Below are 24068 nucleotides of genomic sequence, written 5' to 3' on the forward strand. Positions count from 1 at the left end.
GTAATTAATGATTTCATTAACTCAGAGTACAACGCCTGTAATTGGACAAGTTGCTTGGGTACTTGGTAAAATTATGAATGGGTTGTTTCTAGCGCTAGATTCTATTGGGATTGCCAATATTGGTTTAGCAATTATTTTATTTACTATTGTTGTTAAACTTTTAATGTTACCATTAACAGTGAAGCAGCAAAAATACACGAAACTTACAAATGTCATGAATCCTGAAATTCAGGCTGTTCAAAAGAAGTACAAAGGTAAAAAAGATCAAGAATCTGTTATGAAGATGAATGAAGAGCAGAAAAAAGTATATGAAAAATATGGTACTTCACCTACGGGTGGATGTCTTCAGATTTTTATTCAGATGCCTATTTTGTTTGCGTTGTATCAAATCATTCAAAATATACCAGCGTATGTTCCTCAACTTAAGTCATTATTTACAAATATATTAGGAACGAGTTCTAATCCAGGAATTATGTCATCACCTGATTTTGCTGAGAAAATGGCAACTATCACAAAAGGTGATATAAGTACTCCAGATCATGTAATTGATATTATGACAAAGTTTAGTTCAAGCCAGTGGGATACTGTAAGAGATTTGTTTCCTACTTATGCTGATAAGATTGCGACTAATGTTGATAAAATTAATCATATGAATAATTTCCTTGGTGTTAATATGTCACAAAATCCAGGACTTGTTATTGGAGTATCTTTATTAATTCCTATATTAGCTGGTTTGAGTCAGTGGATGAGTGTTAAATTACAACAAAATCCTGCAATGGCTAATAACGACGATAACCCTGCGGCAGCATCAATGAAGATGATGACAACAGTTATGCCACTTATGTCAGCCGTATTTGCTATTTCACTTCCTGCTGGTCTTGGTCTTTACTGGATTGCACAGGCAGTTGTTCAAATTATTTTACAACTTATAATAAATAGACATATAGATAGAATTGGTATTGACTCAATTATTCAAGCGAACGTAGATAAAAAGAATAAAAAAAGAGAAAAAAAGGGTCTACCACAAAAAGTAATATCAAATAATGCAAATACTTATACAAAAAATGTTGAAAAATATACAAGTAAAAATGCGGATAAGATTGAATCTCTTAAGAAAATCAAAGAAGAAAATAGTAATAAGGTCAAAGATATTATTAGTACTTCACAAAAAAATAAGACAGGAAGTCCAAGCAGCTTAGCTGAAAAGGCCGGAATGGTATCCAAATATAACGATAAAAATAAAAAGTAGGGGGTTTGAATTTTATGGAATTTATTGAGGTTTCGGGAAAAACATTAGATGAAGCATTAACGAATGCATTATTAAAATTGGAAACAACAAGTGATAAAGTTGAATTTGAAGTGATTGATAAAGGAAGTAATGGAATTTTATCAATATTCAACTACAAACCTGCTAAAATCAAAGTAAGAAAAAAAAATACGATAGAAGATTTAATTAGAGAATTTCTTGAAAATATGTTTAATGCAATGAATATGGCTGTTAAAGTTGATATTGTTCTTGATAATGAAGAATGTACATTGGACGTTGAATTAAGCGGTGAAGATATGGGACTTCTCATTGGTAAAAGAGGACAAACACTGGATTCTATTCAATACCTTGTAAGCCTTGTTGCTAATAAGGAAAAGGAAAAGTATATCAGAGTTAAAGTGGACACTGAAAACTACAGACAAAGAAGAAAAGAAACACTTGAATCATTAGCTAAAAATATTTCTTATAAAGTAAAACGTTCAAAACGATCAGTTTCTTTAGAGCCTATGAACCCATATGAAAGACGTATTATTCATTCAGCGCTTCAAACTGATAAGTTTGTATCAACAAAAAGTGAAGGTGAAGATCCTTTTAGACATGTTGTTATTTTTTTGAAACCCACATATATTAAATAATTTAATTATTTTTTTGGCAAGGCTGAGGCAGAAGTTATCATACATTTGGCTCAGCCTTACTTATTTTAAAATATATAGCAGAAAAGGAGGATTATTATATGATTAGTGAGACAATAGCAGCAATATCGACTAGTCCGATGGGAAATGGCGGTATTGGAATTGTTAGAATTAGTGGAAGTAAAGCAATTGAAATTGCAGATAGAGTATTTGTATCTAAGAAAAGTAATAAAAAGTTAGCAGATGTTGCGAGTCATACGGTTCATTTTGGAAACATTATATTTGAAAATGAAATAATTGATGAAGTCTTAGTAATCGTTATGAAAGCTCCTAATACTTATACAAAAGAAGATATAGTTGAAATTGATTGTCATGGTGGAATTTTTGTTATGAAAAAGATACTTTCTGTTGTAATAGATAGTGGAGCGACACCGGCAGAGCCAGGAGAATTTACAAAGAGAGCATTTTTAAATGGAAGAATAGATTTGTCACAAGCTGAAGCTGTAATTGATATCATTAATTCAAAAAATGAATATGCATTAAAGTCATCTGTTAGTCAGTTAAACGGTGTCCTACTTTCTAAAATTAAAGAAATAAGAGAGATTATTTTAGATGATTTAGCATTTATTGAGGCGGCATTAGATGATCCAGAACATATTAGTCTAGATGATTTCGTTGATAAACTCGCCCAAAATGTGGATAACTGTGTTGATAACCTACAAATTCTGTGTATAACTTCCGAAAATGGACGTATTATCAAGGATGGAGTGAATACTGTCATCTTGGGGAAAACAAATGCAGGTAAGTCAAGTTTACTAAATGTTTTAGCGAAAGAAGAAAGAGCAATTGTTACCGAAATTGAAGGTACTACTAGAGATATTTTAGAGGAACATATAAATATCGGCGGAGTTTTACTTAATCTTATTGATACCGCAGGGATAAGAAATACAGAAGATATTGTTGAAAAAATTGGAGTTAATAAAGCAAGAGCGTATGCGAAAGAGGCTGATCTTATTATATATGTTGTGGACGCATCGCGAGTGCTTGATGAAAATGATAAAGAAATTTTAGAGCTAATAAAGGATAAAAAAGTTATAGTTCTTTTAAATAAAACAGATATCGAAACTGTAATTGATATAAAGCAGATGAAAGAATTGATTCAATGCCCAATTATATCTATTTCAGCAAAATTGGAAATAGGAATTGAGGCACTTGGAGATACGATTAAAGAAATGTTTTTTAATGGCGAAATTAATTTTAATGATGAAATATACATTACTAATATTAGACAGAAAAACCTATTGAAAGAAGCTATAAAGAGTTTATTACTTGTAAAAGACAGTATTGAAATGGGAATGTCAGAAGATTTCTTTACGATAGACCTAATGAATGCATATGTACAACTTGGTAAAGTGATTGGGGAAGCAGTGGAAGAAGATTTGGTAAATCAGATATTTAGTAAATTTTGTATGGGTAAGTGATTTGTTTGCTTCTTTAAATGTTTCTCATTAATATATTGTTAATGAAATGGAAAAGGATTGGTGTTTAAATTATGCCTAATTTGAAAGAAAAATATGATGTCGTCGTTGTCGGAGCCGGACATGCTGGTTGTGAAGCGGCACTTGCTTGTGCAAGGCTTGGACTAGAAACTATTGTTTTTACAGTTAGTGTTGAAAGCATTGCATTGATGCCTTGTAATCCTAATGTTGGTGGAAGTTCTAAAGGGCATTTGGTAAGAGAAATAGATGCACTTGGTGGTGAGATGGGTAAGAATATTGATGCAACATTTATACAGTCTAAAATGCTAAATCAGTCAAAAGGTCCTGCAGTTCATTCCCTTAGAGCGCAAGCAGATAAGGCGCAGTACAGTAGAAGAATGCGTAGTATTATGGAAAATACGGATCATCTTACCATTAGACAAGCTGAAGTTAGTGAAATAATAGTGAAAGATAAGAAAATATGTGGGGTCAAGACATTTTCAGGGGCAGAGTATAGTTGTGGTGCTGTTGTTTTATGTACAGGTACATATCTTAATGCGCGTTGTATTTATGGTGATGTAAGCAATTATACTGGCCCTAATGGACTTCAAGCGGCGAATCACCTTACCAATTCGTTGATTGCAAATGGAATTGAAATGTTTAGATTTAAAACTGGTACACCAGCTCGAGTGGATAAGCGTACCGTTGATTTTTCTAAAATGGATGAGCAGTTTGGAGATGATGTGATTGTTCCTTTTTCATTTTCAACCAATCCAGAAGATATTCAAAGAGATCAGATTTCGTGTTGGTTAACATATACGACGGAGAAGACTCATGAGATCATTAGAAAGAATCTTGATCGTTCGCCTTTATATTCTGGAGCAATTCATGGTACAGGGCCACGTTATTGCCCATCGATAGAAGATAAAGTTGTAAGATTTGCAGACAGGGATAGACATCAAGTATTTGTTGAACCCGAAGGGGAATATACGAATGAAATGTATCTTGGTGGGATGTCAAGTTCGCTTCCAGAAGATGTTCAATATGAAATGTATCATTCTGTCCCAGGACTTGAAAATGCAAAAATAGTAAGAAACGCATATGCAATAGAATATGATTGTATTAATCCAATCCAACTCAAAGCTTCACTTGAATTTAAAGCAATTGAAGGTTTGTTTTCAGGAGGTCAGTTTAATGGCAGCTCTGGTTATGAAGAGGCTGCATGTCAGGGCCTTATTGCAGGCATCAATGCAGCTATGAAGGTACTTCATAAGGAACCATTGATATTAGACCGTTCTGAAGCATATATCGGCGTTCTAATTGATGATTTAGTGACGAAAGAAAATTCTGAACCATATAGAATGATGACTTCAAGAGCTGAGTATAGATTACTTCTTAGGCAGGATAATGCGGATATACGACTTTCTATATATGGAAATAAAGTTGGGCTAGTTTCTGATCAACAATTTAATAAAGTAACTATAAAAGAACAGCAGATTAAAGATGAAAGTAGAAGACTTACACTAGTTAATATTGGTACTGGAAAAATCGTTCAAGATGTGCTTGAAGCAAATGGAAGTACATCGCTTAAGACCGGTGCAACGCTTGCTGATTTAGTTAAGAGACCTGAGCTATCTTATTCGAAGATTAAAGAATTAGATCCACAAAGACCACCGTTAAATGCTGATGTAATTGAACAGGTTAATATTAATATTAAATATGAAGGTTACATTGACAGGCAGTTAAGACAAGTGGAGCATTTTAAAAAGCTAGAAGGTAAATATATTCCAGAAAATATAAACTATATTGATATTAGTGGACTTAGAAATGAAGCCAAGCAAAAACTTGATAAGTTTAAGCCAAGTTCAATAGGACAGGCATCAAGAATTTCAGGGGTTTCTCCTGCGGATATTTCAGTATTGTTAGTGTATATGGAGCAGTATAATCGTAAATAATTTAAAAAATATAGAATTTAGAGGAGTTATATGGGAATAGATACATTTATAAAGAGTCTTAAGGAATTAAATATTGAGTTAAGTGAAGGTCAAATCGAAAAGTTTGATGAGTATTTTCATATTCTTGTGGAAGGAAATGAAGTTATGAATCTTACGACAATTACCGATTATGATGAAGTTTTGTTAAAGCATTATATAGATAGTCTCGCGGTTAATAAGGCGATTGAGGAAGTTGACAATTGGAATCTTAACAAGAAGATTAAAGTGATTGATATTGGTACTGGTGCAGGTTTTCCTGGAATACCACTCAAGATTGTATATGATAATTTGGAGGTTGTTCTATTAGATTCTCTTAATAAGAAGGTTAAGTTTTTAGATGAAGTAATTAAAAAATTGGAATTATTAAATATTACGGCAATTCATGGAAGAGCAGAGGATTTTGCAAAAGATCCAAGCTACCGCGAAACGTTTGACTTATGTGTGTCTAGAGCCGTGTCAAATCTTGCAACCTTAAGCGAATATTGCTTGCCATATGTAAAAGTAGGGGGAGCCTTTATTTCCTATAAATCAGGTGAAATTGAAGAAGAGCTGAAGGCGTCAGAAAAAGCAATTAAAATGCTCGGTGGAAATATATTAAAGGTTGAGAAAATGACATTACCTGGATCTACTATCGAGAGGTCATTTGTTGTAATTGAAAAAGTAAAAAATACGATAGGGATATATCCAAGGAAGTCTGGATTACCAGCAAAAGAGCCATTAAAATAATATGATAATGAAACATCCCTTCAGTTTAGATTGCTTAAAGTATCACTGAAGGGATGTTTGTGTTTTATAATAAATGTTTTGTTATTTTAAAAAAAAATGGAAAATTGCGTTAATAGCATATCAGGATGTTCTAATTGTGGAAGATGCTTACATTTTCTGATTAATGCAACTTCAATAGCAGGATTAATACTAAGATAATCTTCAATCGTTGCATCTATATTAGATTCTGATTCACCTGCAATAATATAGATACAATTATTGATTTCGCTAATGGCGCGACCAATTGATGCTGTAGTATATCTACATTTTGTACTTGTATATAAGTACTTTGCGGAGGATCCATATAAATGTGCATTTTCATGGTAAGCATTTAATATTTCTTTTGATACTTTATTTGGGTTATAAAATAATTCTTGATTAAAATACTGTCGAATGTTTCGCTTAGACATACATACATTGTAAATCATTGTACCAATGACTGGTGAGTTTAAAAGTATTCTAAATAAATTACTTTTTTTGTTAGGAATCAAAGTGGATTTTCCAATGCTTTCAGGATTAACTAGAAACAATTTGTCAATGATCATATTATTGTTATAGCAAGCCATAATAGCCAAAGGACATGAATCCCCAGTAACTGCAACATCGGTACGTTTTCCGATTACATTCGTAATAAAATCATTAAGTAATTGTACGTATAAATAGGCTGTATACGTAATATTTGGTTTATCTGAATAGCCACAGCCCAATAAGTCTATAGCATATACAGTTCTGTTTTTTGAAAGCTTTTTGATGATTTCCTTCCATTCATAAGTACTACTTGTGTTTTTTAAATCATGGATAAGTAGAATTGGTTTGCCGTTGCCGGTCTTAGAATATGAAATGTTACCAAATTTCCATTTGTAGTTAAGTTTATTAGTGATTACTGTTGCACCATTAACTACTGAAGTGGAAAATATTATTTTGTTTATAATATGAATTGTCAATATTGCAGCACTGCTAAAACCAACTGCAACGCCTATTTTATGCCATTTATTCATAGTTGTATTTATCCTCCTATGGGTAATCTAATTATATTATAATCTAATTAATTAAAACTTACAACGGATAATATTTTTATTAATTTCAATATGGTAAAATAATACTTTTATTATTGTGGAAATTAGTATAAAATATATTTAACAATATGTTTCATGATATTATAATATGAGCTTTTTGTAATAGATTATATCCAAGTATTTATTGCATGCGTAATAAAATCAATAGTTAGAAAGGTATTTGCTATGACAAAAGTTCTGGGATTTTTTCTGAAAGAATTAAGTGCTTGTAATGAAAATAAAGCTAAAATAGATAAGGAAATTCATAGAGCTAACTTAGATATTGAATTTGTTAGAAAGACGAAAAAAAAAATTATTAGTGAGTCAGATAGTACATATGATATTTTTTATGCAAACGGAAGTGATATATCATTTATTACTAGAGAGATTTCTTCATTAAAGAAGAAGGAAGACGAATTGACGGATCTTATTCACGTTAAAAGTGATAAGTTAGTACAACTTCAAAATAGAATTAATTCTATTCATGAAATGGTTGCGGAATGTGAAAAGGTCAATTTTAAAAAGGATTTATTGATTCCAAATGTTAATACTATACAAATTCAAGAAGCAGAGAGACAAAGAATTGCAAGAGATATTCATGATTCGATTGTCCAAAAGCTTGCGGCACTAGTACATAAATCGGAATTTGCCATGAGAGTTATCGATACGGATTCATTAAGGGCAAAACTTGAACTCGAAGTTATTAATAAAGTGGTTAGAGAATGTATTGATGAGCTTAGAGGAATTATCTCTAATTTAAGACCAATGTCATTGGATGATTTGGGCCTAGAAATCGCATTGAGAAGAAATGTTGATCAGATTAATAAGACTACTGATATGAGTATTGATTTGAAATATAAAATTAATGATACGCAAGATATTGAACCTATTATTTCGGTTACTGTATTGAGAATTGTTCAGGAGCTATGCAGCAATGCTATTAAGCATTCCCAAGGTAGTAATATTAATATTGAAGTGTTCTCTGAAGATAATAAGTTGAATATTACTTTTGAAGATAACGGAATAGGATTTTCTGGATTTGATGATAACAGACCTTTGAGTGATAATAATTCGGGATTTGGACTGCCTATTTTAAAAGAACGCGTTAAACAATTGGATGGGTATATTAAAGCCAGTAGAAACAAAGATAATATTGGGATGAGGTATGATATTCAAATACCATTTCATAATGAGGAGAAATAAATATGCCAGTTAATATTTTGATAGCAGATGATCATTTGATGGTTAGAGAAGGGTTAAAACAATTACTTGAACTTGATGGAGATTTTAAAGTTGTAGGCGAAGCAAGTGATGGCTTTGAATGTCTTAATTTGATTAATAAGACAAGCCCAAAAGTTATTTTGCTTGATATTAATATGCCGAACCTTGATGGACTACAAGTTCTTACTATTATGAAGCAGCAGCATATGCTTAATAAAGTTGTTGTTCTTACAATACATAATGAAATTGAGTATTTAATAAAAGCAATGGATCTTGGATGTAGTGGCTATGTACTTAAGGATTCAGATTCAGCTACTCTTAAAAAAGCAATTCTTTCGGTTTGCGATGGTGAAACATATATTGAACCTAAATTGACGCCACTTCTTAATTCAAGACTTGCTGAAAGAGATGTTATGAAAGATAAGTTAAATGATCTTACTAATCGTGAGCTTGAAGTTTTGAAATTAATTGCCAATGGATTGTTTAATAAAGAAATTGCATCATCACTTGGAATTAGTGAAAGAACAGTGAAAAATCATGTCTCTAATATATTTAAAAAAATATTGGTATCAGATAGAACACAAGCGGCAGTGTTTGCAATTAGAAATAATCTCGTTGATATAAAATAGGGCTAGGTGTTTACTTGTTATAAAATATAATGTTTGAAGTGGGACAAATTTCAATTCGTTGAGGTTGCCCCACTTTTTTGCTCTTATGTATTGATTCAAAAAAGATATTATAAACATTGTTAATGTTTCACGTGAAACATTATAGAAAGGTGATTAATTGTAATAACTTTTTAACAGACGAATCAAAATGCGCATACATTAGTAATGCAAATCAAACCACTTGCCTACAATGCTTATTACAGATAATGATAGGTCTTGGTAATTCAATATAATGATTGCATCGGCTACATTTTTTTGGCAGAATATATTTAATGTTTCACGTGAAACATATATGAATTGGCTTTCTTACAATGATTTTCGAACATAAATTATATATTAATTAAATGATATGATATTAAAACCAGCATAGTATAAACATGAAGCAACAGATAGATTAATCTAAAATGTTTCACGTGAAACATTTTGAATTATAATATAAAAATCGCAACAGTAACTATGGATATTAAAAGAAAATAATGATATAATGTTTTAAAAGCAAATAATAGTTAATAGAAATGAAGGGCAACAACATATGGGAAGAGTGATAGCAGTAGCAAATCAAAAAGGTGGAGTAGGGAAGACGACTACGGCCATTAATTTATCGGCCTGTTTAGCTGAAAGGGAACAAAAGGTTTTATTGGTAGATGTCGATCCGCAGGGTAACTCGACGAGTGGGTTGGGTGTAAGTAAAGATACAGTAAATAATACAATATATCAAATAATGTTAGGTGAATGTGAAGTTGAAGACGGAATCGAGTATAATGTGTATGAAAATCTTGATTTGATACCATCAAATGTCAACTTGGCAGGAGCAGAAATTGATTTAATCGAAATGGAAGAACGAGAATATATTCTCAAAAAGATTATCAGTAAGGTGAAAAAAAACTATGATTATGTTATATTAGATTGTCCACCATCACTTAGCATGTTGACGGTAAATGCTATGACATCAGCCGATACAGTGCTAGTCCCAATTCAGTGTGAATATTATGCACTAGAAGGGCTGACACAGCTTATACATACTGTAAATCTTGTTAAGAAAAAATTGAATCCTTCATTAGAATTAGAAGGTGTAGTATTTACAATGTACGATGCAAGAACTAATCTGTCACTTCAGGTAGTTGAAAATGTAAAAAATAATTTAAAACAAAATATTTATAAAACAATAATACCAAGAAATATTAGATTAGCAGAGGCACCAAGTCACGGTTTACCAATAAACATTTATGACACAAAATCAGCTGGAGCAGAAAGTTATCGATTATTAGCTGAAGAAGTTATAAATAGAGGTAAAGAAGAAGACTAGAAGGCATTTGGGCTTGTCAAAGTAAAGAACAGAAGTGGCGAAAAGTATATAGGAGCAGGAGTGAATAATAGATGGCAACAAATAGAAATACACTTGGAAAAGGATTAGGAAAAGGTCTAGGAAAAGGTCTAGGAAAAGGTCTAGGTTCTTTGATACCAGAAGATATTAGCGGCGATAATATTGTCATAAAAGAAGTGGTAAAAGAGATAATTGTTAAAGAACCTTCAGAAATGAAATTAAAAATATCAGCAATCGAGCCAAACAGAGAACAGCCAAGAAGATTTTTTGATGAAGATGCTTTAATCGAATTATCAGAATCAATAAAACAATATGGAGTATTACAACCATTGCTTGTACAGAAAAAGAATGATTATTTTGAAATCATTGCGGGCGAAAGACGTTGGAGAGCAGCCAAATTAGCGGGCATCAAAGAAGTTCCTGTAATTATTAAGGATTACACATCTCAGCAGGTAATGGAAATTGCATTAATTGAGAACATTCAAAGAGAAGATTTGAATCCTATTGAAGAAGCGTTAGCATACCAACGGTTGATAAAGGATTATAGATTAAAACAAGATGAAGTAGCAGAAAAAGTCTCCAAAAGTAGAGCAGCCATAGCGAACTCAATGCGTTTGTTAAAGCTTGATGAAAGAGTTCAACAAATGGTTATGGAAGATATGATTAGTAATGGACATGCAAGAGCATTACTTATTATTGAAGATGGTGACAAACAATACTTGATTGCACAGAAAATATTTGATGAAAAATTGAGCGTACGTGAAACAGAAAAGTTAATGAAGGAAATCAACAAACCAGAAAAAGTAAAACCAGCTAAGCCTATGAATGACTTCGTTTATAGAGATCTTGAAGAAAAAATTAATAAAATCATGGGAACTAAGGTATCTATTAAAAACAAGAAAGAAAAAGGTAAAATAGAAATCGAATATTATTCAAGAGAAGAGTTAGAAAGAATAATTGAAATGATAGAATCAATTCAATAAATTTTAAAGTAGGGTTATAAAAATATACTATAGATGAGTGATGAAGGGACATAGGAAAATGATGATAGATTTTTTTGGCATAGTTTCAATAAATGCAGAATACATAATTTTGGGAATTTTGGGAATTACTATAGGAGCAATAATATTATCAATAGTGATATTGTTCAAATTAAAAGAATTAAAAAGAAAGTACAATTTATTTATGAATGGAAAAGATGCTGAATCTTTGGAGCCATTATTATTAAAACGATTTGAAGAAATAGAAAAGTTAACATTAGCTAACACTAAAAATACAAAGGAAATCACAGAGATATTTAGTAGATTACAATTTGTATATCAAAAAGTTGGAATAGTTAAATATGATGCATTTAATGAAATGGGTGGAAGGTTGAGCTTTTCACTTGCTATGTTAGATAATAGAAATAATGGGTATATTATTAACTCAATGCACAGCAGAGAGGGTTGCTATACTTACATAAAAGAGATCGTAAATGGTCAATCATATATTGATTTAGGTGATGAAGAAAGACAAGCATTAAATCAAGCGATTGCTGGACAAGGTGATGTCGATTTGGGTGATATAAATAGTAAGTTGAAGTAAATAATAAAGTGAAGTGAATAATAACAGTAAGTAAATAATAAGTTGAAATAAATAACAAATTATAAAAAATTGTTATAAAATATAAATCAAATTAAATTGTTATAAATATATTAGGAGGATTACCAATAATGATAGATTTAAAATTTTTAAGAGAAAATCCAGATATTGTAAAACAGAATATTAAAAATAAATTTCAGGACAAAAAAATTCAGCTTGTGGATGAAGTGATCACACTTGATGCGCAAAGTAGAAATGTAAAAACAGAGGCTGATCAACTTAGAGCAAAGAGAAATGTGATATCTAAACAAATTGGCGCACTTATGGGTCAAGGTAAGAAAGAAGAAGCTGAAGAATTAAAGAAAGAAGTGGCATTGGATTCAGAAAAACTCACTGTATTAGAAGTAAAAGAAGCCGAACTCAATGAAAAAGTAACAAAGATTATGATGGTAATACCTAATATTATTGACCCTACGGTTCCAATTGGAAAAGATGACACTGAAAACGTGGAAGTAGAAAAATTTGGAGATCCTTTTGTTCCAGATTTTGAAATACCATACCATGCTGACATAATGGAAAAATTCGATGGAATTGATCTTGATGCTGCAAGAAAAGTAGCTGGTAATGGATTCTATTACCTTATGGGAGATATTGCAAGACTTCATTCAGCAGTTATTTCTTATGCAAGAGATTTTATGATTGATAGAGGGTTTACTTACTGTATTCCTCCATTTATGATTAGAAGCGATGTTGTCACAGGTGTTATGAGTTTCGCTGAAATGGACGCTATGATGTACAAAATAGAGGGTGAAGATTTGTATTTGATAGGTACCAGCGAACATTCGATGATTGGAAAGTTCATTGATACAATTTTACAAGAAGATAAACTACCTCAGACGCTTACAAGTTATTCTCCATGTTTTAGAAAAGAAAAAGGTGCCCATGGACTTGAAGAAAGAGGCGTATATAGAATTCATCAGTTTGAAAAACAGGAAATGATTGTAGTATGTAAACCTGAAGATAGTAAGATGTGGTTTGACAAATTATGGAAAGATACAGTTGATTTATTTAGAACACTTGATATACCAGTAAGAACATTGGAATGTTGTTCAGGCGATTTGGCCGATCTTAAAGTGAAGTCAATCGATGTTGAAGCTTGGTCACCTAGACAGAAAAAGTATTTTGAAGTTGGAAGTTGCTCGAATTTAGGAGATGCACAAGCGCGCCGTTTAAAGATTCGTGTAAATGGAGAAAAAGGTAAGTATTTTGCGCATACACTTAATAATACTGTAGTTGCTCCTCCAAGAATGTTAATTGCATTTCTTGAAAACAATTTAAATGAAGATGGAACTGTTAGAATTCCAAAGGCTTTAAGACCATATATGGGTGGAAAAGAAATTATAGAATAATATAATTTCTGAATTTAAAAGAAATATATACGAAAAAAAATAAGGTACCAGTTGTTATTACGATAACAACTGGTACCTTATTTATATATTTGAAAATCATGAAAAGTCTGAAATATCAGTCCATTTTAATAGTAATTCTTTTTCTTCAGGTTTATGTTTGCCTAATTGAGCGGCAGCAACTATAGGAATCCAATGTTCAACATATTTCTTTGCAGTTGAAGATTTTTTGCAAAAGGAATTCATATATTTATCTGCAATTTTGATACTATTCATAGCAAGTAAAAGATATGTTCTAGCTACATCAGCACTGGCATTGCCTTGAGTTGCGTGAACCCAATCTATGACATAAAGTTTTCCGGATTCAGTTACTATTATGTTATCAGGATTAAAGTCACCGTGACATAATTTCGTATGTTTTGGCATTGCTTCAAGTAATGTACGAAGTTCATATTTCGTACTGTCATTAATCATATCAAGAGAATTAATTTGAAATGATAATTTGTCTTTGAGTTTATTGAGAAATGGGTTTTGCTTTTGGTTGATTTCTAATTGAAGATCTACCATTTGCTCAATATAGCTGTCTATCTTGCTTGGATTTTCTTTCATTAATGAAGATAATGTTTTGCCTTTGATGAATTCACTTGTAATGCTCCATTGACCATTTTCAAAAGAAACAGCAAGAAGTTTTGGAATATCCATGCCAGAATCTTCAACTCTAGCAGTGTTTAGTGCTTCGTATAATACATCAGTTTTGGAATAGTTAGGTGCGAATACTTTTATCGCTTTACCATCTTCATAATAAACACTTTTTAACTCACCCTTATAAATGCAATTATCTAATTTCATACGTGCTCCAATTCTGCCGCTTCAGCGGCACTAAAAACAGAGGTATGAATGATGAAATATCATTCACAGTGCTCTAATTCTATCACTTCAGAGATATCTAAAAACAGGGCTAGGGAAGTGATGATATATTATTCTCAATTCACCCATTTTTACACTTTCGTGGTACTTGAATCAAAGGAAATAAAGGATTGATTAATCAATCCTCTATTTTTTATAACCTTCTATACTAAAATATAGTATTAAAAATTAAAACATATTAACTATAAATACATTATACTACTTTCCGTAATATACTTTCAAGTACATTTCTTTCATTTCTTGCATTAAAGGATAACGTGGGTTCGCCCCAGTACATTGATCATCGAAGGCTTGCTCAACCATATCATCTAAGGTTTCTAAGAATTTCGTCTCATCAATTCCGTATTCTTTAATCGTTTTCTTTATGCCAACTTTAGCTTTTAATTCCTCAATTGCTTTAATAAAGTTTTCAAATTTTTCTTCATCCGTATTGCCTTGAGTACCCATAAAGTCTGCACATTCTAGATATCTTTCTAGCGTGTGGGGATACTGATATTGAGAGAAGGTACCCATTTTAGTTGGAACAGATACTGCATTATAACGCATTATTTCAGTGATTAAAAGTGCATTTGCAATACCATGAGGTAGATGATGGAAGGCTCCAAGTTTATGCGCCATTGAATGGCAAAGTCCAAGGAATGAATTCGCAAATGCCATACCAGCCATTGTTGATGCATTGGCCATCTTTTCACGAGCAACTGCGTCAACAGTACCATTTTCATATGCAGCTGGTAAATATTTAAAAATATTCTTCATTGCTTTTAAAGCGAGACCATCTGTATAATCGGAGGCTAATATTGAAGCATATGCTTCAAGTGCATGTGTAAGTGCATCAATACCAGAAGCAGAAGTAAGGCCTTTTGGCTGATTCATCATCAAATCAGCGTCGATGATAGCCATTTTTGGAAGTAGTTCGTAGTCTGCTAAAGGATATTTACTACCTGTTTTTTCATCTGTTATTACAGCAAATGGAGTTACTTCAGAACCAGTACCTGAAGATGTTGGAATGGCTACAAAATATGCTTTATCGCCCATCTTAGGGAATGTATAGATACGTTTTCTAATATCCATAAAACGCATTGCCATATCCATAAAGTCAACTTCTGGATGTTCGTACATTACCCACATGATTTTAGCAGCATCCATTGCTGAACCACCACCTAATGCGATAATACAATCTGGAGCAAATTGAGTCATTACTTTTGCGCCTTCTTTTGCACATGCAAGTGTTGGATCAGGAGCTACATCGTAAAATGTTGCATGAGTGATACCCATTGCATCTAACTTATCAGTAATGCATTTTGTATAACCATTCTGATATAAAAATTGATCAGTAACAATAAATGCTTTTTTCTTGCCCATTATTGTTCCTAATTCATCAAGTGCAACAGGCAGACATCCTTTTTTAAAGTAAATTTTTTCTGGTGCTCTAAACCAAAGCATATTTTCTCTCCTCTCAGCAATTGTCTTTATATTTAATAAATGTTTAACACCAACATTTTCAGAAACGGAATTACCACCCCAAGAACCACAGCCTAGAGTAAGAGAAGGAGTTAAATTAAAGTTATATAAATCACCAATTCCACCATGTGACGCTGGTGTATTAATTAATATTCTACAAGTTTTCATTGCTGCACCAAATTGTGAAATCTTTTCTTTTTCAGTAGCAGTGTTTATATATAATGAAGAAGTATGACCATATCCACCGTCAGCAACAAGATGAGTTGCTTTTTCCACAGCATCATTAAAGTTAGTAGACTTATACATTGCCAATACTGGTGAAAGTTTTTCGTGTGCGAATTCTTCAGAAAGTTCAACAGATTTTACTTCACCAATCAGTATCTTTGCATTCTTTGGAACTTCAAATCCAGCTAAGCCAGCAATCGTATAAGCACTTTGACCAACAATTTTAGCGTTTAGAGCTCCATTTATAATGATGGTTTTACGAACTTTTTCTGTTTCAGCTTTGTTAAGAATGTAGCAACCTCTATCAGCAAATTCTTTTCTTGTTTCGTCATAGATTTTAGCGTCAATGATTACGGATTGTTCTGAAGCACATATCATTCCGTTATCAAATGTTTTTGAATGTATAATAGAACTAACTGCAAGTTTGATATCGGCTGAATCATCAATAATTACAGGTGTATTACCAGGTCCAACACCAAGGGCAGGTTTGCCAGAAGAGTAGGCAGCTTTAACCATACCAGGACCGCCAGTTGCAAGAATTGTATCAGCAGATTTCATTACCTCATTTGTAAGTTCAAGAGAAGGAACATCAATCCATCCAATAATATTAGCAGGTGCGCCAGCAGCAACAGCTGCATCAAGAACAATTTTTGCAGCAGCAATTGTAGAGTTTTTAGCTCTTGGATGTGGGCTGATTATAATTCCATTTCTAGTTTTTAGACAAATCAGAGTTTTGAAAATTGCAGTTGAGGTAGGATTTGTAGTTGGTATTACTGCAGCAATTAGACCAATTGGTTCTGCAATTTTTGTAGTGCCATATGCTTTGTCTTCTTCAATAACACCACATGTTTTTGTGTTTCTATAGGCATTATAAATGTATTCTGCGGCATAATGATTTTTAATAACCTTATCTTCAACAATTCCCATTCCAGTTTCGCTAACCGCAAGTTTTGCTAGAGGAATTCTGGCTTTGTTAGCAGCAAGAGCGGCAGCTGTAAAAATCTTGTCGACTTGTTCTTGAGAAAAAGTAGAAAAAATCTTCTGAGCAGCACGAATTTCATCCATTCGTTTCGTTAATGTTTCCATACTATTAACGATATTTGCATTTGTTTCGTCAATTTGTTTTTCCATAATATTATCGTCTCCTTTGATAAAAAAGATTGTCAATTATTTAACAATCTCATTATATTTCATTATTTATTAAATGTCAATATTATTTATATATAAAAATAATATTACTATAATATAAATTATAAGTGAAATATTGTTATATTAGTTAATTAGTGTTATATTATGTCATATAAAATATGTATTCGATTTAAATTTAAAACTTTTTTTTACGCAGAGGAGTGTTATATTATGCAATACATACAGGTAGAAAAATTAAAAGGGGAAGAAATACTAGCTGTTCCAATATTAGCGTATTCGGATATTGTGTTAATACATGCTGATACGGTAATAAAAAAAGAATATATTCAAAAATTACTAGAGTTAAAAATTAATTATGTATACATTAAGAATGATACCCAATTAAGGAATCCAGATATAAAAGAATACGGGATTGAAGAAACCAAAGAGCAGTCACTAATAAAAGTAAAAAGTATTTTAGAACATCATATATATAAACACAATCAAGACTTAATAAAAGTGAAAGCGCAAGCTGAGAAAATCTTAGAGTCAGTCATTTCAGAGCCGGAGATTATTAATAATATAACTGAAATACGAAATATTAGTACTGATATGTATAGTCATTCAATTAATGTATGTTTATTATCTACAATTGTGGCAATATCTTTAAATATGAATGAGATAAAGGTTCGAAATATAGCAGTTGGTGCTATTTTACATGATATTGGACTAAGATATATTTCTGTTCCATATCTTAATGTTGATATTTTAGATATGAATATTAAGGATATACTTGAATATAAGAAGCATACTATATTAGGATATAGTGCAGTTCAAGAAGCAACTTGGCTTTCTGAAACATCAAAAGAAATTATATTATTACATCACGAACGAGAAGATGGCTCTGGTTATCCATTTCAAAAAAAAGTAGATAAGATAAAACCAGAAGTTAAACTCGTTTCTTTGTGCGATGAATTTGATAGTTTGATTAGTGGAATTGGAAATAAAAAAATGAAAATCTATGAAGCCATTGAATACATAAAAGTATACGTCGGATCTTTATATGATGTAACGATTGCAACAAAATTAATTGAGTTAATTGCACTTTATCCACTTGGGATGAGAGTTATTACAAGTGAAGGCGAAGTTGGCATTGTAGTGAGGCAAAATGGCGATATGACAGATAGACCAGTTATTCGAATGTTGGTTCATTCAGATGGATGCGAGTATCAAGAGGAAGTAGATAAGGATTTAATGAATATTCTTACCTTATTTATTGTTGATACTATGGAATAAAAATTACTAAAAATAGACAGGGGTTATTTATGCATTTGTTTTTGAGAACCGTGGGATTTAGCGAGTTTGGTGCTAACGATGAAGAAAAGTTGATTAAAACTGCAATAAAAAGTGCTATTAATACTAATAGTGTGATATTAAATAAGGAATTAAACAGAGGTATTGTTCTCGTAAGGACAAGTGAAAAGACCGGAATATGTATCTATGGACAATACGATGGCAAGAAGTTTAAGGTTGAATATTACTATCCGTATCTTTTAGGTAGCGCTTCTAGCGAAAGTGAAGAAATAACAATTGAACGACATATTGACAAAGAGTCTTATGCCGCGGTAAGTGAAGAGTTAAAAGCAGGTGTTACATTGATATTTTATGTTCAAAATGTCATGGAGTATCTGGATTTTATGGTACCGTTAATGCACAATAACAAGAGTGATTATGGTACATTTAATTTGCTTACAAGAAATCTTTCAGAAAAGATACCTTTTAATGGGAAGTCAGTAGTTTTGTCAGCACTTTCTGTAGGCGGTATGATTTTGTTACCGATTTCAAAAAACCAACACCAAATAAAGAAATATAATGATGCGGCTACTGTTAGAAAAAATTTACTTGCAGCCGCAAAAAAAGGTGATGAGGATGCAATTGAAAGCCTTACAATAGAAGATTTGGATACATATACAAAGTTATCTAAGAGAATAATTTGTGAGGATGTATTTACAATAGTAGATTCTTCATTTATGCCATGTGGGGTAGAATGTGACCAATATTCAGTTGTTGGAGAAATTCACGATTTAATTGTTGAAATTAATTCAATCACAGGTGAACAAATCTATATAATGACACTTGAATGTAACGATATGTTCTTTGATGTTGCAATTAACAGTTATGACCTGATTGGGGAACCAGCTGTTGGCAGAAGGTTTAAAGGTCAGATATGGTTGCAGGGGGCTATTAATTTCTAAATTATATAGTCATAACTCCGCCGAACTTTTTGAAGAAATCTTCATTTTCTTTATAGTTTAAATCATAAGAACCTACTTTACGCCAAAAAGATCTATCATGGTTCATATGAAACGTATGACACAGTTCATGAATAACTACATAATCAATGGCACTCATAGGAGCCATTGAAAGCCTATAATTAAATGTAAGCACGTTCATTGAATTGCAAGTTCCCCAAGTACCGGATGATTCTACGATGGTAAAGCTTTTTGCCTTAGTACCGATTATTTTTTCGTAGTATTTTACTCGTTTTTTAATGATTTCTTTTGTTTTTGCAATATAAAATTTCTTGAGTTGCAGCTGAATTTCTTCATCTGTTTCAGGAACAAACTCTAAGAGATCATCTAGCTTGCAAGGCTTTCCTAAATATAGAAAATTTTCTTCGTGATTGTAGGATTTATTTGAGGAAATCCATTCTCTATTTTCTAATTTTTTGTAAAGTTTTAATAATGGATTAGCGTTTGATTTTAAAAAGCGAAAGATATCTTCTGGTGGCGTTTTTGTAGGTGCTTTTACGGTTATATGGCCAGATGGATCGATAACCATTTCTATTTTAGTTCTATTAGAATATTGAACATTAAAATATATAATTTTATCATCTATTGTTATTTGCATAGGATCCTCCAAATTTGTTCGTGAAATATAAGTTAGATTATTACTCATCTTTATTATTATACCTCAATATGAAATAAAAGCTTTAAAAATAAATAATATGTATTTTTAACTTTGAGTTGACTTTGACATAGTTTGCATTTAAAATAAAAAGGCAGCTTTGCTTTATGAATAAATTATTTGTTCTCATAGTTAAGTGGATATAACATGCCCCTCCTAAGGGCAGGTCGCCAGTTCGACTCTGGCTGGGAACACTCATAAAAGATTAAAAGATAGTTTGAAACTTTTTTGATTCAACAAAAATCTAGATGCCTACTCCGTTTTGTAATAACGGAGTAGGCATTTTTAATCATCTATTGTAGCTTGATTCAAGCCTTCTTGAAAGTGGCGATAGGGTTGTAAAATGGGCGCTCTTATGGTATTATTGGGAAAACTTTAGATTGATTATAAAGGGATTTGGATGTAGAAAACATGAATAATAATATATTTTCAAATAAGAGAAATTTCAAAAAAATAGGGATTGCTATAATTGCAATTTTGGTTATAGTTACTGCGTTGTACAACGTTAAGTTTCAATCCGTAACGAAATATAAAGCACAACAACAGAGTATAGTTGATGAATATAATTTAAATAGTGAAAAACAAAGCGGTAGTGTGGCGACAAGTTCAGAAATCAATGGAAATGGAAGCGAAGAAGTTAATAAAGATGATATAAATCTCCAGTCAGATACTTCCATAATTGGAGGCCCTCAAGCTCCGAGTACGAATAATAGTAATGATCAAAATACAGGTAATGATAATGCATTAAATAATAGTACATTAACCGATGACTCAGGAAATAATGCTGGAGTCAATGAAACGAAAAGTAGTTCTATTATTGGTGGTGAAAATAATACACCCAGTAACGATATTGAGTATGTGACCTGTTATATTGAAATAAGATGTGATTCAATTTCAAAAAACATGAGTAAATGGGCGAATGAGAGTAAAGATGAGTTAAGTATTGTTCCCACAAATGGTGTGATTATGGAAAAGATGGAGATAAGTATTTCGAATAAAGGCACAGTTCTTGATGTGTTAAAGAAGGCCTCAAAAATTAATAATATTTCCATTAATGAGAGTTTAGGGTATATTAAAAGTATCAATCAACTGGAGCAAATGGATGCTGGAAGAGGTAGTGGATGGTTATATTGGGTAAACAATGTGAGTCCAAGTGTTACATGTTTATCCTATACGGTTAAAAATGGTGATACAATCAAATGGCAATATACTTGCGATTATGGAAATGAGTTTGAAAAAAATGGGGATCTGAAGTAGTGGAATGATTTTTTAAAGCAGATAGGGAGTTATAATGGAAATTGCACAACAAAATATAACAGCAAATATAACAGAAAATATAACTGCAAACATAACAGCAAATCCTAATTTAAGGGAATCGGAATTCTCTAGATTGCACCCTTTGGTTAATTTTGTATATTTAGCTGGTGTGGTTGTAATTACAATCATTTCTAATAATCCGATTATGCTACTAATTGCATTTATTGCATCACTTGTGTACAGTGTGATACTATGTGGAATTCGTGGAGTTCAAAAAAATTTGTTTCTTGTGATTCCGATTGTGGTATTTACCGTGATGATTCAACCGCTATTTTCACATAATGGGAGCACGCCATTGTATTATATTAATAATAATGCGGTTACGCTTGAATCGGTTTTATACGGATTGACAGTTAGTGTGCTCCTCATTAATACGATTCAATGGTTTGCTTGTTATAATGTGTTAATTACTTCAGATAAATTTCTCTACTTATTTGGGAGAATGATTCCATCCCTTGCATTGATAATATCGATGATATTTCGTATGATTCCATTGTTTAGACATCGGTTTGCTGAGATTGATGAAGCACAAGTGGCAATGGGGAAGAAGACAAAAGGAATAGGTCTATATAATCGAGCAAAACTATTTATGAAGGAATTATCAATATTGATTGCCTGGTCATTAGAAGCATCAATTGATACTTCAGATTCAATGGAGGCAAGAGGGTACGGACTGAAAGGTAGGACAAGCTTTCATTTGTTTAAATGGAAAAAGCGTGATTGTGTATGGATTGCCGCAATATTGGGGATAAGTGGTGTGTGTATTTATGGCATTGTGGAAAAGAGTATTCAAGTTTATTATTTTCCTATATTTAAGATGAAAGAAATGAGTATGACTAGCTATGTTACATTCATAAGTTTTGCAATATTGGCGATAGGTCCAATAATATATGATTTAGGAGGTAAGCTGAAGTGGAAACGATTGAATTCAAAAATGTAAGCTTTACATATCCTAATTGCACAACGGTAGCACTTAATGATGTTAGTTTTGCAATCAATGAATCTGAATTTGTGGTCGTTTGTGGGGAGTCTGGAAGTGGAAAGACAACGCTCTTACGTCATATGAAGAAAAATATGGTTCCCTATGGAAGGGGAACTGGAGATATATTATACATGGGGCAGAACATTGAAAATCTTGAAGATAGAATTAGTGCATCTGAGATTGGATATGTGCAGCAAAACCCAGACAATCAGATTGTTACTGATAAAGTATGGCATGAATTGGCTTTTGGACTGGAAAGTCTTGGAGAATCGAATCTAGTTATTCGAAAAAAAACTGCTGAGATGGCAGAGTATTTTGGTGTCTCTAATTGGTTTAGAAAGAACGTATGGGAGCTTTCTGGTGGTCAAAAGCAGTTACTTAATCTTGCATCAGTAATGATTATGCAACCGAAGGTGTTGATTCTAGATGAACCGACTGCTCAGCTGGATCCGATTGCTGCAACACAATTCTTTGACACCATTCGTAAAATTAATCAAGACTTTGGTACAACAATTATATTGTCAGAGCACAGGCTTGAAGAAGTATTTTCAATGGCAGATAAGGTGTTAGCAATGGATAAAGGTAAAATAGTTGTGTTCGATACTCCAGAAAAAGTTGGAAAGGTCTTAACAAACAACAATAAATCATTGTTTTATGGATTGCCATCTGCTATGAAAATATATGCAGAAGTAACAAGTGAAAACAATACCAATTTTAAAATTCAAGAACTTGCAAATGAAAAGTGCCCAATAACCGTAAAAGAGGGTAGACTCTGGCTGGATAGTTTCAAAAAAACAGCACAATGCGAGCAATTAAAGAATAGAAGGTCAGAAGATAAGCTTGTAGACAACACATTATTTGAAAATGAAATATCAAGTACGATATCAGGTATAGCAAAATCGAATATTACTGCAATAGATTTAAAAAATGTATATTTTAGATATGAGAAAAAAAATGAAGATATTCTGAGTGGTCTTAATCTTACAGTAAAAAAAGGTGAAATGCTTGCGATATTGGGTGGAAATGGTGTTGGAAAAACCACATTGCTTAAACTTATCACAGGAATTAAAAAGCCTTATGCTGGAAAGGTAAAGTCGGACGGTAGAGTTATTGCGCTTCCACAGAATGCACAGGCTATATTTACAGAAATTACTGTAGAGGAAGAACTAGGGGAGGCTTTTACAGACAAGACTAGCTATAATAATAGTATTACAAAAGAAGATATTATTTCAAGTATTGATGACATGATTGCGTTTATGGAACTAGAAAATTATAGAAAAACAAATCCATATGATTTGAGTGGTGGGCAACAACAAAAATTAGCTATTGCAAAGGTACTTTTGCTTCAACCACAAATCTTACTACTTGATGAGCCGACAAAAGGCATTGATCCATATTTCAAACGTTCTTTGGCGAAGATATTAGAGGCGTTAATAGACAAAGGTGTAACAATTGTTATGGTTTCCCATGATATTGAATTTTGTGCGCAATATGCTAGTCGGTGCGCAATGCTTTTTGATGGAACGATTGTTTCTGAGGGCGCTACGAGAGATTTTTTTGGTGGAAATAGTTTTTATACAACAGCGGCGAACAGGATATCCAGACATCTATTTAAAAACTGCGTTACCTGTGAACAGGTAGTTGAAGCATGTAGGAATATTGGGGTGTAA

20 protein-coding genes and 1 tRNA gene are annotated in these 24068 nt (G+C 32.2%); 17 read left to right on the forward strand and 4 right to left on the reverse strand.

What is annotated here, in order from left to right; translation table 11 throughout:
* Window positions 1–7 precede the first annotated feature (7 nt).
* From BMY18_RS11870 to rsmG, 5 genes are all read left to right on the forward strand, one after another.
* Window positions 8–1249, forward strand: a complete 1242-nt coding sequence (locus tag BMY18_RS11870; protein WP_092454289.1) for a YidC/Oxa1 family membrane protein insertase — start codon at window positions 8–10, stop codon at window positions 1247–1249.
* Window positions 1250–1263: 14 nt separating this feature from the next.
* Window positions 1264–1902, forward strand: a complete 639-nt coding sequence (jag, locus tag BMY18_RS11875) for an RNA-binding cell elongation regulator Jag/EloR (protein WP_092454291.1) — start codon at window positions 1264–1266, stop codon at window positions 1900–1902.
* 98 nt (window positions 1903–2000) lie between these two features.
* Window positions 2001–3380: a tRNA uridine-5-carboxymethylaminomethyl(34) synthesis GTPase MnmE gene (mnmE, locus tag BMY18_RS11880; protein WP_092454293.1), complete on the forward strand. Its 1380-nt coding sequence runs from the start codon at window positions 2001–2003 to the stop codon at window positions 3378–3380.
* A 71-nt stretch (window positions 3381–3451) separates the two neighbouring features.
* The gene (mnmG, locus tag BMY18_RS11885; protein ID WP_092454295.1) at window positions 3452–5332 is read left to right on the forward strand and encodes a tRNA uridine-5-carboxymethylaminomethyl(34) synthesis enzyme MnmG; all 1881 of its coding nucleotides are present in this window, start codon (window positions 3452–3454) and stop codon (window positions 5330–5332) included.
* Between the two features lie 30 nt (window positions 5333–5362).
* Window positions 5363–6097 (forward strand): 16S rRNA (guanine(527)-N(7))-methyltransferase RsmG, encoded by a 735-nt coding sequence (gene rsmG, locus BMY18_RS11890; RefSeq protein WP_092454297.1) that lies wholly within the window; start codon window positions 5363–5365, stop codon window positions 6095–6097.
* An 86-nt stretch (window positions 6098–6183) separates the two neighbouring features.
* Here the strand turns inward: rsmG and BMY18_RS11895 are convergent, their stop codons facing one another.
* Window positions 6184–7134, reverse strand: coding sequence for an alpha/beta fold hydrolase (locus tag BMY18_RS11895; protein WP_092454299.1), 951 nt, complete (start codon window positions 7132–7134; stop codon window positions 6184–6186).
* Between the two features lie 243 nt (window positions 7135–7377).
* On the opposite strand from BMY18_RS11895, the gene BMY18_RS11900 reads away from it, so the two are divergent.
* From BMY18_RS11900 to serS, 6 genes are all read left to right on the forward strand, one after another.
* Complete coding sequence (locus tag BMY18_RS11900) at window positions 7378–8394, forward strand: sensor histidine kinase (RefSeq protein ID WP_092454301.1); 1017 nt, start codon at window positions 7378–7380, stop codon at window positions 8392–8394.
* A 2-nt stretch (window positions 8395–8396) separates the two neighbouring features.
* Window positions 8397–9041 carry a response regulator gene (locus BMY18_RS11905; protein WP_092454303.1) on the forward strand — a complete coding sequence of 215 codons (645 nt, stop codon included), beginning with the start codon at window positions 8397–8399 and terminating at the stop codon, window positions 9039–9041.
* Between the two features lie 571 nt (window positions 9042–9612).
* Window positions 9613–10386, forward strand: coding sequence for a ParA family protein (locus BMY18_RS11910; protein ID WP_092454305.1), 774 nt, complete (start codon window positions 9613–9615; stop codon window positions 10384–10386).
* A 71-nt stretch (window positions 10387–10457) separates the two neighbouring features.
* On the forward strand, window positions 10458–11387 hold the full coding sequence (locus tag BMY18_RS11915; protein ID WP_092454307.1) for a ParB/RepB/Spo0J family partition protein: 930 nt from the start codon (window positions 10458–10460) through the stop codon (window positions 11385–11387).
* Window positions 11388–11445: 58 nt separating this feature from the next.
* Window positions 11446–11988, forward strand: a complete 543-nt coding sequence (locus BMY18_RS11920; RefSeq protein ID WP_092454309.1) for a DUF4446 family protein — start codon at window positions 11446–11448, stop codon at window positions 11986–11988.
* Between the two features lie 128 nt (window positions 11989–12116).
* Window positions 12117–13394: a serine--tRNA ligase gene (serS, locus tag BMY18_RS11925; RefSeq protein ID WP_092454311.1), complete on the forward strand. Its 1278-nt coding sequence runs from the start codon at window positions 12117–12119 to the stop codon at window positions 13392–13394.
* A 96-nt stretch (window positions 13395–13490) separates the two neighbouring features.
* Here serS and BMY18_RS11930 read toward each other — a convergent pair whose 3' ends face one another.
* Entirely contained in the window at window positions 13491–14240 is a 750-nt protein-coding gene (locus tag BMY18_RS11930; RefSeq protein ID WP_092454312.1) for a phosphotransferase, read from the reverse strand.
* A gap of 276 nt (window positions 14241–14516) precedes the next feature.
* Window positions 14517–17135 (reverse strand): bifunctional acetaldehyde-CoA/alcohol dehydrogenase, encoded by a 2619-nt coding sequence (adhE, locus tag BMY18_RS11935; RefSeq protein WP_092454314.1) that lies wholly within the window; start codon window positions 17133–17135, stop codon window positions 14517–14519.
* Window positions 17136–17363: 228 nt separating this feature from the next.
* Here adhE and BMY18_RS11940 point away from each other — a divergent pair, with 228 nt between their 5' ends.
* A complete protein-coding gene (locus BMY18_RS11940) occupies window positions 17364–18428 on the forward strand; it encodes an HD-GYP domain-containing protein (protein WP_242941025.1) in 1065 nt (354 codons plus the stop codon).
* Window positions 18429–18457: 29 nt separating this feature from the next.
* Window positions 18458–19387 (forward strand): DUF3881 family protein, encoded by a 930-nt coding sequence (locus BMY18_RS11945; protein ID WP_092454318.1) that lies wholly within the window; start codon window positions 18458–18460, stop codon window positions 19385–19387.
* A 1-nt stretch (window position 19388) separates the two neighbouring features.
* Here the strand turns inward: BMY18_RS11945 and BMY18_RS11950 are convergent, their stop codons facing one another.
* Entirely contained in the window at window positions 19389–20042 is a 654-nt protein-coding gene (locus BMY18_RS11950; protein WP_092454320.1) for a M48 family metallopeptidase, read from the reverse strand.
* 179 nt (window positions 20043–20221) lie between these two features.
* Between BMY18_RS11950 and BMY18_RS11955 the strand changes: the two genes are divergently transcribed.
* From BMY18_RS11955 to BMY18_RS11970, 4 genes are all read left to right on the forward strand, one after another.
* A tRNA-Arg gene (locus BMY18_RS11955) sits at window positions 20222–20293 on the forward strand.
* A gap of 217 nt (window positions 20294–20510) precedes the next feature.
* Window positions 20511–21356, forward strand: a complete 846-nt coding sequence (locus BMY18_RS11960) for a DUF4430 domain-containing protein (RefSeq protein WP_092454322.1) — start codon at window positions 20511–20513, stop codon at window positions 21354–21356.
* A gap of 34 nt (window positions 21357–21390) precedes the next feature.
* Window positions 21391–22356, forward strand: a complete 966-nt coding sequence (locus BMY18_RS11965) for an energy-coupling factor transporter transmembrane component T (protein WP_092454324.1) — start codon at window positions 21391–21393, stop codon at window positions 22354–22356.
* Window positions 22329–24068: an ABC transporter ATP-binding protein gene (locus tag BMY18_RS11970; protein ID WP_092454327.1), complete on the forward strand. Its 1740-nt coding sequence runs from the start codon at window positions 22329–22331 to the stop codon at window positions 24066–24068. Before BMY18_RS11965 ends, BMY18_RS11970 begins: the two co-directional genes overlap by 28 nt.

The organism is [Clostridium] fimetarium (assembly GCF_900111235.1).
In the GTDB taxonomy this organism is placed as follows: Bacteria; Bacillota; Clostridia; order Lachnospirales; family Lachnospiraceae; genus Clostridium_N; species Clostridium_N fimetarium.

Excerpts from the sequence above, each read along its gene's own strand:
- BMY18_RS11940 (WP_242941025.1), top strand. The coding sequence starts at position 17,364 with ATGCAATACATACAGGTAGAAAAATTAAAAGGGGAAGAAATACTAGCT.
- BMY18_RS11945 (WP_092454318.1), top strand. The coding sequence starts at position 18,458 with ATGCATTTGTTTTTGAGAACCGTGGGATTTAGCGAGTTTGGTGCTAAC.
- BMY18_RS11870 (WP_092454289.1), top strand. The coding sequence starts at position 8 with ATGATTTCATTAACTCAGAGTACAACGCCTGTAATTGGACAAGTTGCT.
- BMY18_RS11900 (WP_092454301.1), top strand. The coding sequence starts at position 7,378 with ATGACAAAAGTTCTGGGATTTTTTCTGAAAGAATTAAGTGCTTGTAAT.
- mnmE (WP_092454293.1), top strand. The coding sequence starts at position 2,001 with ATGATTAGTGAGACAATAGCAGCAATATCGACTAGTCCGATGGGAAAT.
- rsmG (WP_092454297.1), top strand. The coding sequence starts at position 5,363 with ATGGGAATAGATACATTTATAAAGAGTCTTAAGGAATTAAATATTGAG.
- adhE (WP_092454314.1), bottom strand. The coding sequence starts at position 17,135 with ATGGAAAAACAAATTGACGAAACAAATGCAAATATCGTTAATAGTATG.
- BMY18_RS11920 (WP_092454309.1), top strand. The coding sequence starts at position 11,446 with ATGATGATAGATTTTTTTGGCATAGTTTCAATAAATGCAGAATACATA.
- mnmG (WP_092454295.1), top strand. The coding sequence starts at position 3,452 with ATGCCTAATTTGAAAGAAAAATATGATGTCGTCGTTGTCGGAGCCGGA.
- BMY18_RS11930 (WP_092454312.1), bottom strand. The coding sequence starts at position 14,240 with ATGAAATTAGATAATTGCATTTATAAGGGTGAGTTAAAAAGTGTTTAT.
- BMY18_RS11905 (WP_092454303.1), top strand. The coding sequence starts at position 8,397 with ATGCCAGTTAATATTTTGATAGCAGATGATCATTTGATGGTTAGAGAA.
- BMY18_RS11950 (WP_092454320.1), bottom strand. The coding sequence starts at position 20,042 with ATGCAAATAACAATAGATGATAAAATTATATATTTTAATGTTCAATAT.
- BMY18_RS11910 (WP_092454305.1), top strand. The coding sequence starts at position 9,613 with ATGGGAAGAGTGATAGCAGTAGCAAATCAAAAAGGTGGAGTAGGGAAG.
- BMY18_RS11965 (WP_092454324.1), top strand. The coding sequence starts at position 21,391 with ATGGAAATTGCACAACAAAATATAACAGCAAATATAACAGAAAATATA.
- BMY18_RS11960 (WP_092454322.1), top strand. The coding sequence starts at position 20,511 with ATGAATAATAATATATTTTCAAATAAGAGAAATTTCAAAAAAATAGGG.
- BMY18_RS11895 (WP_092454299.1), bottom strand. The coding sequence starts at position 7,134 with ATGAATAAATGGCATAAAATAGGCGTTGCAGTTGGTTTTAGCAGTGCT.
- jag (WP_092454291.1), top strand. The coding sequence starts at position 1,264 with ATGGAATTTATTGAGGTTTCGGGAAAAACATTAGATGAAGCATTAACG.
- BMY18_RS11915 (WP_092454307.1), top strand. The coding sequence starts at position 10,458 with ATGGCAACAAATAGAAATACACTTGGAAAAGGATTAGGAAAAGGTCTA.
- serS (WP_092454311.1), top strand. The coding sequence starts at position 12,117 with ATGATAGATTTAAAATTTTTAAGAGAAAATCCAGATATTGTAAAACAG.